Raw genomic sequence first — 17,279 nt, 5'->3', positions numbered from 1 at the left:
TCTTTTATTTTTTCTTAGGTGAATGGATGGCCATTCCTAAAACATCCGCAAATGCTTCGTACATCACTTCAGAGTAGGTTGGGTGTCCGTGGATAGTCTTCAGCATTTCTTCAACAGTAATTTCCATTTCGATAATGCTCGATGCTTCATTGATCAATTCTGCAGCTGCAGGACCGATGATATGAACACCAAGGATTTCTCCGTATTTCTTATCCGCAATAACTTTAACGAAACCTTGAGCTGCATCCGATGCAATAGCACGACCGTTAGCAGCAAAGTTGAACTTACCGATGGCTACATCGTATTTCTCACGGGCTTGTTCTTCTGTCAAACCTACTGCTGCTACTTCAGGAAGAGTGTAGATAGCTGCAGGAGTCAAATTCAATTTGGCAACAGCATGATTTCCTTTAAGGGCATTTTCAGCGGCAACTTCACCCATACGGAAAGCTGCGTGAGCCAACATCTTAGTACCATTAATATCACCTGGTGCGTAGATACCTGGAACAGAAGTTTCCATGTATTCGTTGACCTTGATACGACCACGATCCAATTCAAACTCAACCTCTCCAATACCTTCAAGGTCTGGCACACGACCGATTGAAAGAAGAGCTTTATTTGCAATGATATCGTCTTTTCCTTCAACTTTAATACGAAGTTGACCATTTTCTTCGATGATTTCTTGCAGTTTAGTACCAGTCAAGATGGTCATTCCTTTACGTTCAAGGATCAAGCGAAGGTTCTTAGAAACTTCTGAATCCATAGCTGGCACGATACGATCCATCATTTCGATAACAGTCACTTTTGAACCAAATGTCATGAAGGCCTGACCGAGCTCGATACCGACAACACCACCACCGATGATAACAAGACTTTCTGGTACTTCGTTCATTTCAAGGATGTCGTCGCTGGTCATGACAAGTGGAGATTCCATACCAGGGATGTTGATCTTGCTGACTTTTGAACCACCAGCAAGGATGATTTTCTTGGTTTCAAGTAATTCAGAGCCATTTACCAAGACGTTCTTGTCTTTAGTAATGGTACCAATTCCTTTATGAACAGTAACTCCGTAGCTACGAAGAAGACCAGCAACTCCACCAACCAAAGTATTGACTACCTTAGACTTGGTTTCAAGGAGTTTGTCCATATCAACAGTGAAGTTAGGATTTTCAATCACAATACCACGATTTGCAGCATGACCGATATTTTCAATAATTTCAGCGTTATGTAGGTAGGTTTTAGTTGGGATACATCCACGGTTCAAGCAGGTTCCACCGAGTTCAGATTTCTCAACAAGGGCAACCTTCCCACCGAGTTGGGCAGCTTTAATGGCTGCAACATAACCAGCAGGACCTCCACCAATCACAACGATATCAAAAGCATCATCGCTCTTACCATCATCGTTTGAAGCACTTGCTGTAGGTACAGGGCTAGCTTCTGGCGCTGCTGCTCCAGCTGTTGGGATATTTTCCCCTTCTTCGCCAAGGTAACCGATAACTTCCGTTACAGGGACTGTTTCACCGTCCCCTTTGAGGATAGCAATCAAGTACCCATCTTCTTCGGCTTCCAATTCCATGCTGACTTTATCAGTCATGATTTCCAAAAGGATTTCTCCTTCTTTTACAAATTCTCCGACTTTTTTATTCCATTGGACGATTTGTCCTTCTGTCATATCCACGCCGGCTTTTGGCATAATTACTTCTAAGGCCATGTCTTCCTTCCTTTATCTATATCTTAAAAATGAATACTCTTGTACTTAAATCAACATTGAGATTGGATTTTCAATCAATTCTTTCAAGTCTTTCATAAACTTAGCACCAGCCATACCATCTACGACACGGTGGTCAATTGTTAAACCAAGGCTCATGATTGGGCGAATCACAATTTCACCATTGACTACAACTGGCTTCTCGATTGTCGAACTCACACCAAGGATAGCTGAGTTTGGTTGGTTAATGATAGGACCAAAGGACTGAACACCAAACATTCCCAAATTACTGATTGTGAAGGTTGAATTTTGCAGTTCACTTGGAGCCAATTTACCATCCAAGGTACGACCGATGACATCCTTGAAGGCTACAACCAGTTCTGAAAGACTCATCTTCTCAGCATTGTAAACAACAGGTGTCATCAATCCATTATCCATCCCAACTGCCATGGCAAGATTGACATAGTTGTGAGTGATAATGGTCTTGCCATCTTCTGTCAATGAAGCGTTGATGTATGGGTGTTTCATAAGAGTCTTAACAACTGCAAGTGAAAGAAGGTCTGTTACAGTAGTCTTCTTCCCAGTTGCTTCCATGATTGGCTCAAGAACCTTCTTACGAAGAGCCAACATTTCAGTCATATCAACTTCATAGTTGAGGGTGAAGGTTGGCGCAGTTAAGTAAGATTCAACCATACGTTGGGCAATAACCTTACGCATTGGTGTCATTGGAATACGCTCGATTTCACCGTATGGTGTTACGTTATCAGGAACTTCTTCCACTTTTTCAATCTGAGCAGGAGACTTGATGGTATCGTTTTCGATATTTTCAGGAAGCAAGGCCAAAACATCCTTCTTCATGATTTTACCACGATGACCGGTTCCTTGGATTTCCTGCCAAGCAATATTATGTTCGAGGGCAATTCGTTTTGCAAGTGGCGAAATGCGAACCACGTTTGTGTCTTTATAAGTTTCCACGTCTTCTTTGTGGACACGACCGTTTGCACCTGAGCCAGAAACGTCGTAGAGGTTGATCCCTAAATCATCCGCTAACTTTCTAGCTGCAGGAGTCGCTCTTAGCTTGTCATCAGCCATGACCTCTCCAATTCTATACTAAGATATTAAGGACGAAGAGGGCAATGAAAAAATAGGAGATTGACGATGTGTTCGATGAACACAAGGAAATCTATCTTTTTTTCGAAGACCTCCGTCCGAATTCAATTAAATGATACTAAGGGCGTTAAAAGCGACTGAAAAATAGGAAATCGACGATGGATTCGATGAAGCCAAGGAGATTTATCTTTTTTCCGAGCTTTTAGCCCGTGTTCAACTCTACAAGCAACTTGGATACAACACGTATCTCAAGTTACTAAAGTTAAAAACAACCGTTATTTTACATAACTTATCTTATGTAATTCTATTCTTTATTATATGTTTTACGAATAGCATCTTTGATGCTTTCAACGGTTGGAATCATTGCATTTTCTAGGTTTTGTGCATAAGGCATTGGCACATCTTCTCCTGCGCAACGACGGATTGGTGCATCTAGATAGTCAAATGCTTCCGATTCTGAAATAATAGCTGAAATCTCTCCGATATAGCCGCTTGTTTTATGGGCATCGTTAACCAGAACAACTTTACCAGTCTTCTTAACTGAGTTAATGATAATCTCCTTATCAAGCGGAACAAGGGTGCGTGGGTCAACAATCTCAACAGAAATTCCTTCTTCTGCTAATTCTTCAGCTGCTTGAACCACACGGCGAAGCATTTTTCCATAAGTAACAACTGTTACATCCGTACCTTCACGTTTAATTTCGCCAACCCCAAGTGGAATCGTGTAGTCTGGATCAACTGGTACTTCCCCTTTTTGGTTAAATTCTGATTTATACTCAAGAATGATAACTGGGTTGTTGTCACGGATGGAAGACTTGAGCAGTCCTTTCATGTCCGCAGGTGTTCCAGGTGCCACAACCTTAAGACCAGGAATATGAGTAAACCAAGACTCTAGTGATTGCGAGTGCTGGGCTGCAGAACCAACTCCGTTACCTGCTGCACAACGGACAGTCATTGGGACCTGACCCTTACCACCAAACATATAACGTGTTTTAGCGGCTTGGTTGACGATATTGTCCATGGCAATGACAGAGAAGTCCATGAAGGTCATATCGACGATTGGACGAAGTCCTGTCATGGCTGCTCCTGCTGCTGCTCCAGAGATGGCAGCTTCAGAAATCGGACAGTCACGGACACGTTCTGGACCGAATTCTTCAAGCATTCCAACAGAAGTTCCGAAGTCTCCTCCGAAGACACCAACATCTTCTCCCATCAAGAACACATTTTCATCGCGACGCATTTCCTCAGACATAGCAAGGATAATGGTGTCACGGAAGGACATTGTTTTTGTTTCCATTTTATCTCTTTCTCCTTAGTCTGCGTAAATATCTTCAAATGCTGATTCAAGCGGTGGGAATGGACTTTCTTCTGCAAATTTAACAGAAGCTTCTACTGCTTCCTTTACTTGCGCTTGGATTTCTTCCAATTCTTCGGCACTTGCAATGTTATTTTCAATAAGGTAATTGCGGAGGTTTTCGATTGGATCTTTTTGTTTCCACAATTCCACTTCTTCACGTGTACGATATTTACCAGGATCTGATGATGAGTGACCAAGCCAACGATAAGTGACACTTTCGACCAAGACAGGACTATTGCCACCACGAACATGGTCTACAGCTTTCTTAAATCCTTCATAGACGTCGATGACATTGTTTCCATCTTCGATGAACATTCCAGGAATCCCATAAGCGGCGCTACGTTGATGGATATGTTCTACATTGGTCATTTTCTTGATATCCGCAGAGATACCGTAACCGTTGTTAATGCAATAGAAAATGACTGGCAGGTTCCAGATAGAAGCCATATTTACTGCTTCGTGGAAAACACCTTCGTTGGTCGCACCATCTCCAAAGAAGCAGACAACAATTTTACCAGTATTTTGCATTTGCTGACTGAGGGCTGCACCGACAGCTATTCCCATACCACCACCTACGATACCATTGGCACCTAGGTTACCAGCATCTAGGTCGGCAATATGCATAGAACCACCTTTACCTTTACAGGTTCCAGTGTATTTACCAAGGATTTCAGCCATCATTCCGTTGAGGTCAATTCCTTTAGCAATAGCTTGTCCATGACCACGGTGGTTTGAGGTAATTAGATCATCTGGATTGAGAGCCAACATAGCCCCCACGTTAGCCGCCTCTTCTCCAACAGAAAAGTGCGTCATTCCTGGCACTTTCCCTTTCTTTACTAATTGTGCAATTTTTAAGTCCATACGACGGATTTCTTCCATCTTACGGAACATCTCTAGCAAAAGATTTTTATCTAAAATTGACATCTTCTTGCCTTTCTAACTTTCTTCTTACCTTACTATTTTACCGTTTTTGACAAATACTGTCAAAGTTTTTCTAAAATTAATTTCACAAAATAAAAAAGAAAACCCCATGAAAACAAGGGATTTCCTTATCAAGAATATTTTTTCACAAACTTTTTATCGTTTGGATTTTGCTAAAGATTCAAATCTCTTCATAATCACAGTTAAACGCCAACGGTAGAGAACCCCGCTCACAATTAGACTAATAATCAAGCCGATCCAGTAAGAATAAGCTCCAAAATCTGTTAGGGAATCGAAGACCATAGCCACTGGGATTGCTACGCCCCAATAACCAACCAAACCAAGGTAAAAAGGAATAACTGTATCCTTATACCCCCGTAAAATTCCCTGAAGCGGTGCCGCAAAGGTATCTGCTAACTGAAAGAAAAGGCTGTAAGTCAAAAAACGCGCTGTCAAATCGATAAATTCTGGGTCGTTCCCATAAAGACTAGCCACATTTCCCCTAAAAATGTAAAGGAAAGATAAGGTGAAGGCCGCAAAAATGAGGGCTGTCCATCTTCCTAAACCAATATAAGTTTTTGCATCATCAAATCGCTTGGCTCCCACTTCATAGGAAATGACAATAGCCATAGCTGATGAGATACTCATGGGAAAGGCGTACATAAGACTTGAAAAGTTCATAGCTGACTGGTGACTAGCGATAATCAAGGACGAAAACTTAGCCATAATCAAGCCAACCACGGAAAAGATAGCTACTTCCGCAAAGACAGTTCCCCCAATAGGCAGACCCAATCGAACTCCTTCCTTGATTTTATCCATATTAAGTGGAATTCGTTTCTCAAGATGTAGGGCTTTGAGCTTCTCCTGTTTAAATAAAACCAGTACAGAAATTCCAAGCAAAACCCAATAAGCCAAGGATGTTCCTAAACCAGCACCAGCCCCTCCCAGCTCTGGAACTCCAAAGGCCCCGTAAATCAAGAGATAGTTAAATCCGCTATTGAGAGGGAGTAACAAAAGCATGAGGTACATGGACAGTTTGGTCAAGCCCAGCGAATCCAGCAAGGAACGAATAACACTAAAAAGCAATAAAGGGATAATCCCGATAGATAAAAACCAGAGATAGCGAACCGCTACTGCCGCCACCGACGCTTCTAGTCCGATATGATTCAAGATTGGTGGCGCCAAGAAAAGCACCATCCCCAGCAAGACCACGGATAGGCCCAAGGCCAGATAGATGAACTGGTAAAAATCAGACGCAACCTCTTCCTTTTTGCCTCGACCAAGATGGTGACCAATGATGGGCACCAGGGCTGACACAATCCCTGTCAGGAATGTAAAGAAAGGATTCCAGATACTGGTTGCCATAGACACACCAGCCAAGTCCATGGTATTGTATTGGCCAGTCATAGTCGTATCAACAAAGGAGGCAGAATAATTGGCAAATTGATAAATCAGGATAGGGAAAAATATCTTTAAAAATAAGATAAACTTGTCTTTAAAATGATGGGTTTGGTACATATAGGCTCTCTATTCTTTTTGTTTACAGAGCAGACTCCCACCTAGTTTTGATAGACAATTTGTCCCTTACAGATGGTATATTTAACCTGCCCTTTTAAGGTTTCACCGATGAATGGTGAATTAGCTGCTTTCGAAGCAAAATGAGAGTCCACAAGGCGCTCAGCCTTAGCATCAAAAATAGTGATGTCCGCTGGACCATTCTCAGCCAAGTAACCTGCTTCAAAGTTGTAAAGCTTGGATGGGTTGTATGTCATTTTTTCAAGTAATTCCATCAAACTTAACTCACCAGCTTCCACTAAATAGGTCAATCCAAGGGACAGTGATGTTTCTAAACCAGTCATACCAGATGGCGCTTTGGTAATATCCTCAACATTTTTTTCATCTGCATGATGAGGCGCGTGGTCAGTCGCGATAACTGTGATGACACCTGACTTGAGACCTTCAATCACGGCACGACGGTCTGATTCCAAACGAAGTGGAGGATTCATCTTAGCATTGCTACCTTGTGTCAAAAGGAGCGCTTCGGTCTTAGAGAAATGCTGTGGCGCTACTTCCGCTGTTACTTGCGCTCCCAATCCTTGAGCAAACTCCACTACTTTAACACTTTCTTCCTTAGACAAATGCTGAATATGAACATGGGCCTTGGTTGCATAGGCAATCATGACATCACGCGCCATCATAGCATACTCAGCCACCCCAGTTGCACCACAGATATGGAAATGTTCTTTAGCAATATTTTCATTAAAGCCAAGAATACCATTCAAACCTGGATCTTCCTCATGAAGACTAATAAAGGTATTAAGCTTTTTAGCTTCCTCCATGGCTTCCTTGACAACTTTACTACTTTCAAGCGGAATACCGTCATCAGAAAAACCAACAGCTCCAGCTTCTAAGAGTGCCTTAAAGTCAGTCAAATCTTGCCCATTAAAATTTTTGGTAATGGTCGCAACAGTCTTAACATTAATCTTCTCTTTGGCAGCTGACTGGAGAACTTCTTGCAAAGTCTCAACGTCTGAAATGGTTGGACTAGTATTAGCCATCATGACAACCGTTGTAAAACCACCTGCAGCGGCTGCTAGGGCACCAGTATGGATATCTTCCTTGTGGGTCTGACCAGGTTCACGGAAATGAACATGAATATCGACCAAGCCAGGAGCAACTACAAGACCTGTAGCATCTATGATTTCTGCTCCTTCTTCCGTGATCTCAGGCGCAATTTTGACAATTTTCCCATCTTGGACTAAGACATCGCCCACTTGATCCAAACCAGACTTGGGATCCATTACACGACCGTTTTTGATTAGTAGCATCTGCTTTCTCCTTTATTCATAGAAATCAACTTGGGTATCCAACAATTTATCCCCATCATAAACAAACTTGGCTGAAAAGAAGGGTTTATCCTCCAAAAGCCACTCAACAAAGGTATGGTCACCTTCCCAAGTTGGCTTGCTCAAAACCTCATCATAGGGAACCCATTCTAGCGTCCCCTCGTTGCAATCAATCAAGTTGCCCTCAAACTCCGTCACTTTAAAAACATAGGTGTACCAGTCTAAATCTGGCGTAAATTCAGGAAAAGTGATAACACCTTTTAGAACTGGCTTAGCTTTGAGCCCTGTTTCTTCGAGGATTTCACGCGCAGCGCATTCCTGAGGCGTCTCTCCTCGCTCTAGCTTACCACCCACACCAATCCATTTCCCTTCATGGACATCATTGGGTTTCTTATTACGATGGAGCATAAGCAATTCTTTCCCGTTATCAATGTAGCAAATCGTCGCTAACTGAGGCATATTTTCTCCTTATCTAAGCCAATCGATTGGCTCTTGTCCTGTCTCTTTTAAGAATGCATTAGCCTTGGAAAAAGGCTTGGAACCCCAAAATCCTCTATAAACTGACAAAGGACTGGGATGGGCTGATTCGATAATCAAGTGGTGAGGATTGGTAACCAAGGCCTTCTTTTTGCGTGCATAGGCTCCCCAGAGTACAAAAACGACTGGTCTATCTAGATGATTGACCACCTGAATCACAGCATCTGTAAAAGGCTCCCATATCTGACCAGCATGACCATTGGCCTGTCCAGCAGGAACCGTCAAACAAGCATTAAGAAGCAAGACTCCTTGCTCAGCCCAAGCCGTCAAATCGTGTGATTTCTTAACGCCAAGATCATCTGACAATTCTTTCAAGATATTTTGCAAGGATGGCGGAGCTGGGATAGAGTCAGGTACAGAAAAACTCAAGCCCTGCGCTTGACCTGGCCCGTGATAGGGATCCTGTCCCAGAATCACCACCTTAACTTCTTCAAGCGATGTTGTCAAGAGAGCCTGAAAAACCTTTTCTTTGGGCGGATAAATAGTCCCTTGAGAATAGACCTGATTCATAAACTGATTGATTTTCCCAAAATAACCCTCAGGTAATTGCTCCTTAATCAAAGCATGCCAAGACGAGTGTTCCATAGCCGACTCCTTCGTTTTTACTGCCTCTATTATAGCAAAAAGTGGCTATCTAAACCACTTTTTACAGTTTATCTAAGCAATCCAGCAAGTCTTGATAAGAATGGACTTCATAAGTCGGCTGGGCTTGTGTGTGATTTTCGAGGTGATGAGGATTGTACCAGATCGTGTCAATTCCAGCATTTTTGCCACCTTGAATGTCGGCTGTTAGGGAATCTCCAATCATCAGCGTCTCTTCTTTGCTAAAACCTTCAATCTGCTGACCGATTTTTTCATAAAAGAGGGCATCAGGCTTTTGTGTTTGTAGCTGTTCTGAGATAAAGACTTGATTGAAATAAGGTGCTAGACCCGATTGAGCCAAACGCCCCGTCTGAATGGCAGTAATGCCATTTGTCGCAGCATACAGCTCATAATCTCGCTCGATAAGGCTATCCAAAAGTTCATGAGCACCTGAAAAAGTTTGCCCCTGTTGGGCTAAGTAAAATTGGTAACGCTGGGCAAGTAAAGTACCATCCTTATCGAATCCAAAATGGGCAAATAAACGAGAAAAGCGCGTGTTAACCAGCTCTTGTTTACTGATTTTCTTTTGCTCCAAGTCCTTCCAGAGAGCCTTGTTCATAGGAACATAATAGTCTTTATAATCCTGAATATCTGTAACCCCTTCTTCTTTTAGGAGTTGTGTCAAAGCCACATCCTCAGCAGCATCAAAATCAAGCAAGGTGTGATCGAGGTCGAAGAGTATAAATTTGTAGGACAATTTGAGAGTTTTCCTTTCTAAGATAAACAACTGTCACTTCAGCCAGCTGTTCAATGTAAAAACTTAAAAGTGGTATAGTATCACAAAGAATAATCGAGCCAATTGATTAACTAATCCATACTATTCTAGTCAAGTTTATTTTTATTATAGAAAAATCTTCTATAAATTCGAGCAATAGTTAAAATAAATACGGAGACTACCCCTATAATAGTTAAAACTGATTTTCCTACCCCTGTTTCAGCATTTATTATGTAAGTGTGAAATAAAGGTGCTAGACCTAGCAAAACATATAAGATGTAGAAAGTTAATTTTATCTCTCCGATACCAGCAAAAAAATGTTTCATTTTAAATATCCCAATTTTACCTTTCATCTTTATAATCCACTAACAGATCTATTGACTTCTCATTTTTTTGAATAATCTTGACAGCAAATTTACTCCACTTAATGCCACTAAAACTTCAATGGGCAAAAAATAGTAATCCCATATCAAATGAGAAATCAGCAATGTTAGAAATAGTATACAGTCAATATAACTATTCTGAAAATACTCTGTAATTACATAATACAGAAATACCACAACCATCAAAATTAAAACAACCATCATAATACTATCATCCTGTTCTTAATTTATTGTCACTTTTTCCATCCCATTCATCAATAGCATTAAAAAATCCAATCAATAAATGATTACATACTCACTAATACTATTCTAAAATTTAATTTTTTTGGGGATTTAGTAACGCAATTCCAATTAGTAATACACCTAATATAAATAAAAGTATTTCCCAAAATTTATTCTCAGTTTTAATAAAAGGTATAAGATACATACTAACCAATAGGGAACTTACTCCTAAAAGAGCAAAGACCACTCTGACCTTATCACTTAGTTTAAACATATTTAATTCCCCATAAAATAAGCAGTAGCTACGTTTACTGTAACATTCCCCGTCTTTATGTAGAGATAATCTCCCATCAAGACACCTCATCTCTTCTTACTCAATAGCAGCATAATTATTTGGTGATACGAGTTTCATAAGATTTCTCCTCTTTAACGTTGCATGGTTAGGATAGTTCTCCAATAAGTAATCGTCGACTGCGTTTAAAGCACTTTGTTACCTAGATAAGATATCCTTTCTCTACCTGATTTGATTTTAAAGAGAACTAAGATTTAACCATATCTATCACACTTCTTATTTTTAAATAATTCATACTCTTTTTCTCTGATAAAGGGAAGTGAGAAATTAGAAAAAATTAGTAGAATTGAAAATAGGTATCCATCTTTTTGCATTGCTAAAACATAGCCTAAAAATAAATAGACAATCAAATCTAGTACAAAAAGAGAAAATATCCTCCTTTTCATTACCTCACTTGTCTTAAAGATTCTGTTTAATAGAATCTTTATCGTAGTATCTACACAAATTTTTATCAAAAAGATAAGAGCAAATAAACGATTAGCAACTGTACCATGAAGAATAAATGGAAATATAGTTAATATAAAACTAGAAATCTCTAAATATTTTATCCAAGGAGATTGAGACATCTTACTTTTAAACTGACTAATTTTCTTATACTCGCTAGCTAATCTAGTATCAAAATCTCTACCAATTTTATTAAAGATTAAGAACTCCAGGATAAAAATACTTATTAATACGATATAAGTAGAAACCTTTCCTGGGAAAAATTTATTGATTAAAATTGGAAAACTCATTAACAAGATCGAGTTTATAGCCAAACAAATAGATACTATTTTATTCTTCATAGAATATAGAGGTAGCGATACTATTGAATAGAGAAACGCTAAAAAATAAGCAAGAGATACTCAGTACTGCTAATTAACGGCGCCCTTAATGATAAAAATAGATAGGCACTCCACACAATGATATGCGCTTTACGAATTGACTCTAGATTGCTCATCTACCTACTCCTAATATGTAAAGAGAATCCATTTTTAGCTCACATTCTCATTCCAACAAGTCATAAACGTTTCATGATATTTCCTTCTTTTACATTAGGTAAAGTTGAAATACATTTTTTGCAAGTGAAAATATTATTATTATTTGAAAACCCCAAATATCTATCCCTCTTCTAGACCTAAACCAAGTCAGATTAAAGATACAAATATAATGGTAAGGCTTTCTTTTACTTTAGACTACCATAAAACAAGGAATCTTTCAACAAAATTCATTGGCAAACTACTATTCTAGAAGATTGACAGTTCAAATCTTTCAGAATAGAACAATTCTATCTATCGAATACCCTAACTTCATAAATATCCATGTAATTCTAGATCTAGAATTCCTATAAACTAAATGTTTTCGTACTATTCTAAGCCATTGATAACCTTAAATGTTAATTTTTGAAGAACTCTAAAGCTAGAATTACTCTAAACAAGGAAAACTAAGATATTCGAAACTTAGAAAAACACATACACACATCAACTACTACACTTACAATTCTTCTGATGTGCTTTGAGTTTTTTCAGAGCCCAATCATAATGACTGGAGGTGCTACTGATAAAGTAGGAACCTAGACTTGTCCCTCCTGTCCACTTATAGACACCTTTGGTAAAGAGTTCGTCATTGCTAAAAACTTCTATCAACTCTAAAACCTCTTTATGCGATTGCTCTAATAGTCTAGTCGCTTCTTCTAAAGAAGTTTTCTGGTGCTTCTTCCAAAAAGCGTCATTCATTTGTCCATAAGTTTTCCAATTATAAGACTCAGGGAGAAAAGGTCTTTCGTGACCTTCTTGATTAGAATGGACCCAAGTCAAAAGTAACTGCTGCCATTCATAAAGATGAATCAGGACATCTCTTAGATTCTTATCCCTTTTCCAGTGAGCTTCTTTTTTCTTTGAGTCTCTTGAAAAATCAAATGGAGTCTGTAGCTCATCTTCACTTAGTTGGGAGATGAAACGATTGAGCTTTTCATAGTTTTCCTTAGAGGCCAGCATTAGCTCCTCTTTTGTTTTTGGTCTAGGCACAGGAGTACTCCCTTCATATCTCTAGTTATTATTAGAAATTTTTTATCCTTTAAATCTCTATAACTTATCCTTTAAATCTCTATAACTTATCCTTTAATTTCTCAACAAAGAGATAGGCTGCCGGACAGGTCAAAGTATTCTTAATCGTCAAATGGTTGATTTGATGGATCTTTTTGCGATCTGTATGGGGGAACTCTCGACAGGCCTTTGGACGAACTTCATAGATGGAACAGAGATTATCTCCTCCTAGAAAGGGACAAGGCATGGATTTAAAAACCTTATCACCATCTTCATCTACCTGCAAAAACTCTGCTTCAAAAGCAGGTAATTTCATCTTAAAGTACTTGGCGATTCGTGTAATATCCGCTTCTTTAAAGTCAGGCCCCAATGTCTTGCAACAGTTGGCACAGGCCGTACAATCAATCTCCTCAAAGACTTCTTGGTGAATCTGTTGGGCTATCTTATCTAGATTTTTTGGTGGCTTTTTCTTTAAATTGGCTAAAACTTTACGGTGCTCCTTTTGCTTTTGCAAGGCTAGCTGATGGTAATACTCAATATCAATTTCTTTAGACATAATTTCTTTCTAATTCAAGCATTTTTGTCTATTATACCATAAACACTGCCCCTTTTATGCCCCTCGAAAACAAAAATAGCCCTTCGGATAAAATCCGAGGGGCTAGAAACGTTGTTAAATCAACGGCCGAACTTTTGAATTTCAAGGTTCGGGATAAAATAGTTCACTGAACTATTTTATTTTTTCAAGTTGTAGAATGATTTCAATCCACGGTATTCTGCTACTTCACCAAGTTGGTCTTCGATGCGAAGCAATTGGTTGTATTTAGCGATACGGTCTGTACGTGAAAGTGAACCAGTCTTGATTTGTCCTGCGTTAGTTGCAACTGCGATGTCAGCGATTGTTGAATCTTCAGTTTCACCTGAACGGTGTGATACAACTGCAGTGTAACCAGCTTCTTTAGCCATTTCGATAGCTTCAAAAGTTTCAGTAAGAGTACCGATTTGGTTAACTTTGATAAGGATTGAGTTAGCAGCACCTTCTTGGATACCACGTGCAAGGTAGTCAGTGTTTGTTACGAAGAAGTCGTCACCAACAAGTTGTACTTTCTTACCAAGACGTTCAGTAAGAGTTTTCCAACCTTCCCAGTCGTTTTCATCCATACCATCTTCGATAGTGATGATTGGGTATTTGTTAACCAATTCTTCAAGGTAGTCGATTTGTTCTGCAGATGTACGAACAGCAGCGCTTTCACCTTCAAATTTAGTGTAGTCGTAAACTTTACGTTCTTTATCGTAGAATTCTGATGAAGCACAGTCAAATCCGATAAATACGTCTTTACCTGGAACATATCCAGCAGCTTCGATAGCAGCAAGGATAGTTTCAACACCGTCTTCAGTTCCTTCGAAACGAGGAGCGAATCCACCTTCGTCACCTACGGCAGTTTCCAAACCACGTGATTTAAGGATTTTCTTAAGAGCGTGGAAGATTTCAGCACCGTAACGAAGAGCTTCTTTAAATGTTGGAGCGCCAACTGGCAAGATCATGAACTCTTGGAAAGCGATTGGAGCGTCAGAGTGAGAACCACCGTTGATGATGTTCATCATTGGAGTTGGAAGAACTTTAGTGTTGAATCCACCAAGGTAGCTGTAAAGTGGGATTTCAAGGTAGTCAGCAGCAGCACGAGCTACAGCGATAGACACACCAAGGATTGCGTTTGCACCCAATTTACCTTTGTTAGGAGTACCGTCAAGAGCGATCATAGCACGGTCGATAGCTTGTTGATCACGTACATCGTAGCCGATGATAGCTTCAGCAATGATGTTGTTTACGTTGTCAACAGCTTTTTGTGTACCAAGACCACCGTAACGAGATTTGTCACCGTCGCGAAGTTCAACTGCTTCGTGTTCACCAGTAGAAGCTCCTGATGGAACCATACCACGTCCGAAAGCACCTGATTCAGTGTAAACTTCTACTTCAAGTGTTGGGTTACCGCGTGAGTCTAGGACTTCGCGAGCGTAAACATCAGTAATAATTGACATTTTTTACTCTCCTTATGAGTTAAATTTTTTACACCTCTATAATACCTTAAAAGCCCTACTTTTTCAAGAAAAAACGTTATCTTTGTGCAAATTTTCCTTAACTTTATAAAGTAATCGCTTTCTTTTGTCTGTTTTATTCTAACTTTTATGATATACTGTTTTCATGACAGATTTATCAAAACAATTACTTGAAAAAGCTCATGGTGGAGCAAAATTAAATCCGGATGAGCAAAGACGCTATCTTGGTACTTTTGAGGAAAGAGTTCTTGGATATGCAGATATTGATACAGCAAATAGCCCTCAGTTAGAAAAAGGTTTTTTATCTATTTTAGAAAATCTTCAGGAAAAAACAGAGCCACTATTTGTGAAGATTTCACCAAATATCGAATTTGACAAGCAAGTTTTCTACTTGAAAGAAGCAAAAGAAACTGATAGCCAAGCCACAATAGTTTCTGAAGACCACGCTTCTTCTCCTTTTGGCCTGATTATCCATAGTAATGCACCAGTACAAGTAGAAGAAAAGGACCTTCGACTTGCTTTTGCAAAACTTTGGGAAGATAAAAAGGAAGAACCAGCCAAAACATCCATCTGGAAAAAATGGTTTGGCTAAATCTTGTGCATATTTAATAAATGCCCAATATTGTTAGCCGTGTGTTCCAAATAGAGACTGGCATTTTTCAGACTATCTTCTAAAGGTTCACTTTTCTCCAAAATAGAAAAGGCAGCTTGGATATTTTCAAATGGTAAGGGAGGTAAATCCTCAGCAAGACTACCACAAATAGCAATGACAGGAACTCCGACAGGGGTTCTTTTTGCAACACCAATAGGCGCTTTACCTGATAAGCTTTGACGATCTAGCCTTCCTTCTCCTACAACAACCAAGTCAGCATGTGAAACTTTCTTATCAAAGTTGATTAGGTTCAAGCAGGTATCAATTCCCGACACGATATTTGCCTGAGCAAAGGCACACAAACCGCCAGCAATGCCTCCACCAGCTCCTGCTCCTTTTATTTCCAATATTGCAGGTGAGATTTTTTCATAAAAATCTTGTATTGCCTGATCTACGACTGCAAACATAGTAGGATGTAAACCTTTTTGCTTTCCAAAAGTGTAGGTCGCACCTTGAGGACCACATAAGGGACTCACGACATCTGCTAAAATACGAATTTGAACATCTTCAGGAATTTCATAGCGATTTTCTGTTGACATAGATGCTAAGTTTAATAAGGACTGACCGCAAGCCGGCAAGACATTTCCATCCCTATCATAAAATCGATAACCTAAACCAGCAGCAATTCCCAGTCCTCCATCATTACTGGCCGTTCCACCAACGCCGATATAGATTTCTTTAATCCCTTGAGCAATGAGATGACGAATCAACTCTCCAATACCACAAGTTTGGATTTTAAGTGGATTTCGTTTCTCTAGCGGAATCTTTTCAAGGCCAACTAAATCAGCAACTTCAAATAGCGCCAGTTCCCCTTTTTGAAAATAGCGCATGGCTTCTTTTTGTCCAAAAGGTCCTGTCACTTGCATCCATTTTTCTTCTAGGTCAAGAGAATGTCGAATAGCATCAACAGTACCTTCTCCCCCATCACCAACAGGGCAGAGGATACAGTCTACATCTGCTACCGATTGTTGGAAGCCTCTTTTTATTGCTTCAGCTACCTGTTGAGCGGACAAGCTTTCCTTAAACGAATCCGGTGCAATTACAATCTTCATATTTTCCCTCATTCTAAATAGTCAATCAAAGGAAGAACTTCTAAAAAATCTCTCTTATCAACATGATTCGATATTTCTTTTTTAAGCACTTCTTTGGCACAAAAAGCGATTCCTAGTCCTGCTGACTTTAGCATAAATAGATCATTGGCCCCGTCACCGATTGCAATCGTTCTTTCTTTAGGAAGTTTTAGTTTCTCTCTCCATTTTTCCAGAGTCTCTGTTTTAACCTGGGGACTGATAATTTGTCCAACTAATTTCCCTGTTAGAAAGCCACCTTGGACTTCAAGTTGGTTGGCAGAAAAATAGGCAATGCCAAGAGATTTTGCTAATCTCTCAACTATTGGTGTAAAACCACCAGACACCAGACCAACTAGGATGCCATTCTTTTGGAGGATAGAGATGAATTCTTGAACATTTGGCGATAGATGAATAGAGTCGAAAGCTTTATCAAATACAGAGACAGGAAGGCCTTCCAAGAAGGAAACTCTTTTTCTTAAACTACTTTCAAAGTTCAACTCTCCTCGCATTGCACGACTTGTAATCTGCGAAATTTCCTCCTCACGACCTGCCTCTCTACCCAAAAGATCAATCACTTCTTCTAGGATTAAGGTTCCATCAACATCCATAACACACAAGCCTTTTACTTGAGACATTAGTTCTCCTCTCTAAACAGCCCAAAAATCGTATGAAGTCATCATACGATTTT

Annotated in this window: 17 protein-coding genes and 1 pseudogene; 1 reads left to right on the top strand and 17 read right to left on the bottom strand. The window is 39.7% G+C overall.

Translation table 11 applies throughout. From position 1 onward, the window contains the following. Positions 1-4: 4 nt before the first annotated feature. From lpdA to eno, 15 genes and pseudogenes are all read right to left on the bottom strand, one after another. Positions 5-1,708, bottom strand: a complete 1,704-nt coding sequence (gene lpdA, locus B7697_RS00705; protein WP_001162878.1) for a dihydrolipoyl dehydrogenase — start codon at positions 1,706-1,708, stop codon at positions 5-7. A 45-nt stretch (positions 1,709-1,753) separates the two neighbouring features. After that, the gene (locus tag B7697_RS00700; RefSeq protein WP_000752716.1) at positions 1,754-2,797 is read right to left on the bottom strand and encodes a dihydrolipoamide acetyltransferase; all 1,044 of its coding nucleotides are present in this window, start codon (positions 2,795-2,797) and stop codon (positions 1,754-1,756) included. Positions 2,798-3,119: 322 nt separating this feature from the next. After that, entirely contained in the window at positions 3,120-4,112 is a 993-nt protein-coding gene (locus tag B7697_RS00695) for an alpha-ketoacid dehydrogenase subunit beta (protein ID WP_000448715.1), read from the bottom strand. Between the two features lie 15 nt (positions 4,113-4,127). After that, positions 4,128-5,096: a thiamine pyrophosphate-dependent dehydrogenase E1 component subunit alpha gene (locus tag B7697_RS00690; protein WP_084949833.1), complete on the bottom strand. Its 969-nt coding sequence runs from the start codon at positions 5,094-5,096 to the stop codon at positions 4,128-4,130. A gap of 153 nt (positions 5,097-5,249) precedes the next feature. After that, positions 5,250-6,611: a sodium-coupled multidrug efflux MATE transporter PdrM gene (pdrM, locus tag B7697_RS00685; RefSeq protein ID WP_084949832.1), complete on the bottom strand. Its 1,362-nt coding sequence runs from the start codon at positions 6,609-6,611 to the stop codon at positions 5,250-5,252. 41 nt (positions 6,612-6,652) lie between these two features. Further along, on the bottom strand, positions 6,653-7,921 hold the full coding sequence (locus B7697_RS00680) for a dihydroorotase (RefSeq protein WP_084949830.1): 1,269 nt from the start codon (positions 7,919-7,921) through the stop codon (positions 6,653-6,655). A 12-nt stretch (positions 7,922-7,933) separates the two neighbouring features. Next, positions 7,934-8,398, bottom strand: a complete 465-nt coding sequence (locus B7697_RS00675) for an NUDIX hydrolase (RefSeq protein ID WP_050227747.1) — start codon at positions 8,396-8,398, stop codon at positions 7,934-7,936. Between the two features lie 9 nt (positions 8,399-8,407). Next, entirely contained in the window at positions 8,408-9,061 is a 654-nt protein-coding gene (locus B7697_RS00670) for a uracil-DNA glycosylase (protein WP_084949828.1), read from the bottom strand. Between the two features lie 61 nt (positions 9,062-9,122). After that, on the bottom strand, positions 9,123-9,815 hold the full coding sequence (pynA, locus tag B7697_RS00665) for a pyrimidine 5'-nucleotidase PynA (RefSeq protein WP_084949826.1): 693 nt from the start codon (positions 9,813-9,815) through the stop codon (positions 9,123-9,125). Between the two features lie 125 nt (positions 9,816-9,940). Further along, positions 9,941-10,159, bottom strand: a complete 219-nt coding sequence (locus B7697_RS00660; protein WP_084949872.1) for a hypothetical protein — start codon at positions 10,157-10,159, stop codon at positions 9,941-9,943. Positions 10,160-10,207: 48 nt separating this feature from the next. Further along, the gene (locus B7697_RS09370) at positions 10,208-10,420 is read right to left on the bottom strand and encodes a hypothetical protein (protein ID WP_033688775.1); all 213 of its coding nucleotides are present in this window, start codon (positions 10,418-10,420) and stop codon (positions 10,208-10,210) included. A gap of 564 nt (positions 10,421-10,984) precedes the next feature. Then, a pseudogene (locus B7697_RS00645) lies at positions 10,985-11,730 on the bottom strand (hypothetical protein). A gap of 520 nt (positions 11,731-12,250) precedes the next feature. After that, the gene (locus B7697_RS00640; RefSeq protein ID WP_084949822.1) at positions 12,251-12,796 is read right to left on the bottom strand and encodes a ClbS/DfsB family four-helix bundle protein; all 546 of its coding nucleotides are present in this window, start codon (positions 12,794-12,796) and stop codon (positions 12,251-12,253) included. Between the two features lie 79 nt (positions 12,797-12,875). Then, positions 12,876-13,370, bottom strand: a complete 495-nt coding sequence (locus B7697_RS00635) for a YkgJ family cysteine cluster protein (RefSeq protein ID WP_084949820.1) — start codon at positions 13,368-13,370, stop codon at positions 12,876-12,878. A 176-nt stretch (positions 13,371-13,546) separates the two neighbouring features. Continuing rightward, the gene (gene eno, locus B7697_RS00630) at positions 13,547-14,851 is read right to left on the bottom strand and encodes a surface-displayed alpha-enolase (protein ID WP_084949818.1); all 1,305 of its coding nucleotides are present in this window, start codon (positions 14,849-14,851) and stop codon (positions 13,547-13,549) included. 163 nt (positions 14,852-15,014) lie between these two features. Here eno and B7697_RS00625 point away from each other — a divergent pair, with 163 nt between their 5' ends. Then, positions 15,015-15,461, top strand: a complete 447-nt coding sequence (locus B7697_RS00625; protein ID WP_084949816.1) for a DUF1694 domain-containing protein — start codon at positions 15,015-15,017, stop codon at positions 15,459-15,461. Here B7697_RS00625 and B7697_RS00620 read toward each other — a convergent pair. After that, positions 15,458-16,573: a glycerate kinase gene (locus tag B7697_RS00620; protein WP_192851451.1), complete on the bottom strand. Its 1,116-nt coding sequence runs from the start codon at positions 16,571-16,573 to the stop codon at positions 15,458-15,460. The genes B7697_RS00625 and B7697_RS00620 overlap by 4 nt on opposite strands. A gap of 8 nt (positions 16,574-16,581) precedes the next feature. Next, positions 16,582-17,226, bottom strand: coding sequence for a phosphoserine phosphatase SerB (gene serB, locus B7697_RS00615; protein ID WP_084949812.1), 645 nt, complete (start codon positions 17,224-17,226; stop codon positions 16,582-16,584). Positions 17,227-17,279 lie beyond the last annotated feature (53 nt).

It is taken from the genome of Streptococcus mitis (assembly GCF_002096895.1).
In the GTDB taxonomy this organism is placed as follows: Bacteria; Bacillota; Bacilli; order Lactobacillales; family Streptococcaceae; genus Streptococcus; species Streptococcus mitis_AH.
This window is presented reverse-complemented; position numbering and strand designations above follow the sequence as displayed.

Coding starts and splice junctions, on each gene's coding strand:
- B7697_RS00620 (WP_192851451.1), bottom strand. CDS start 16,573: ATGAAGATTGTAATTGCACCGGATTCGTTTAAGGAAAGCTTGTCCGCT.
- B7697_RS00660 (WP_084949872.1), bottom strand. CDS start 10,159: ATGAAACATTTTTTTGCTGGTATCGGAGAGATAAAATTAACTTTCTAC.
- eno (WP_084949818.1), bottom strand. CDS start 14,851: ATGTCAATTATTACTGATGTTTACGCTCGCGAAGTCCTAGACTCACGC.
- B7697_RS00635 (WP_084949820.1), bottom strand. CDS start 13,370: ATGTCTAAAGAAATTGATATTGAGTATTACCATCAGCTAGCCTTGCAA.
- serB (WP_084949812.1), bottom strand. CDS start 17,226: ATGTCTCAAGTAAAAGGCTTGTGTGTTATGGATGTTGATGGAACCTTA.
- B7697_RS00680 (WP_084949830.1), bottom strand. CDS start 7,921: ATGCTACTAATCAAAAACGGTCGTGTAATGGATCCCAAGTCTGGTTTG.
- B7697_RS00700 (WP_000752716.1), bottom strand. CDS start 2,797: ATGGCTGATGACAAGCTAAGAGCGACTCCTGCAGCTAGAAAGTTAGCG.
- B7697_RS00675 (WP_050227747.1), bottom strand. CDS start 8,398: ATGCCTCAGTTAGCGACGATTTGCTACATTGATAACGGGAAAGAATTG.
- B7697_RS00695 (WP_000448715.1), bottom strand. CDS start 4,112: ATGGAAACAAAAACAATGTCCTTCCGTGACACCATTATCCTTGCTATG.
- B7697_RS00670 (WP_084949828.1), bottom strand. CDS start 9,061: ATGGAACACTCGTCTTGGCATGCTTTGATTAAGGAGCAATTACCTGAG.
- B7697_RS00625 (WP_084949816.1), top strand. CDS start 15,015: ATGACAGATTTATCAAAACAATTACTTGAAAAAGCTCATGGTGGAGCA.
- lpdA (WP_001162878.1), bottom strand. CDS start 1,708: ATGGCCTTAGAAGTAATTATGCCAAAAGCCGGCGTGGATATGACAGAA.
- B7697_RS09370 (WP_033688775.1), bottom strand. CDS start 10,420: ATGATGGTTGTTTTAATTTTGATGGTTGTGGTATTTCTGTATTATGTA.
- pdrM (WP_084949832.1), bottom strand. CDS start 6,611: ATGTACCAAACCCATCATTTTAAAGACAAGTTTATCTTATTTTTAAAG.
- B7697_RS00690 (WP_084949833.1), bottom strand. CDS start 5,096: ATGTCAATTTTAGATAAAAATCTTTTGCTAGAGATGTTCCGTAAGATG.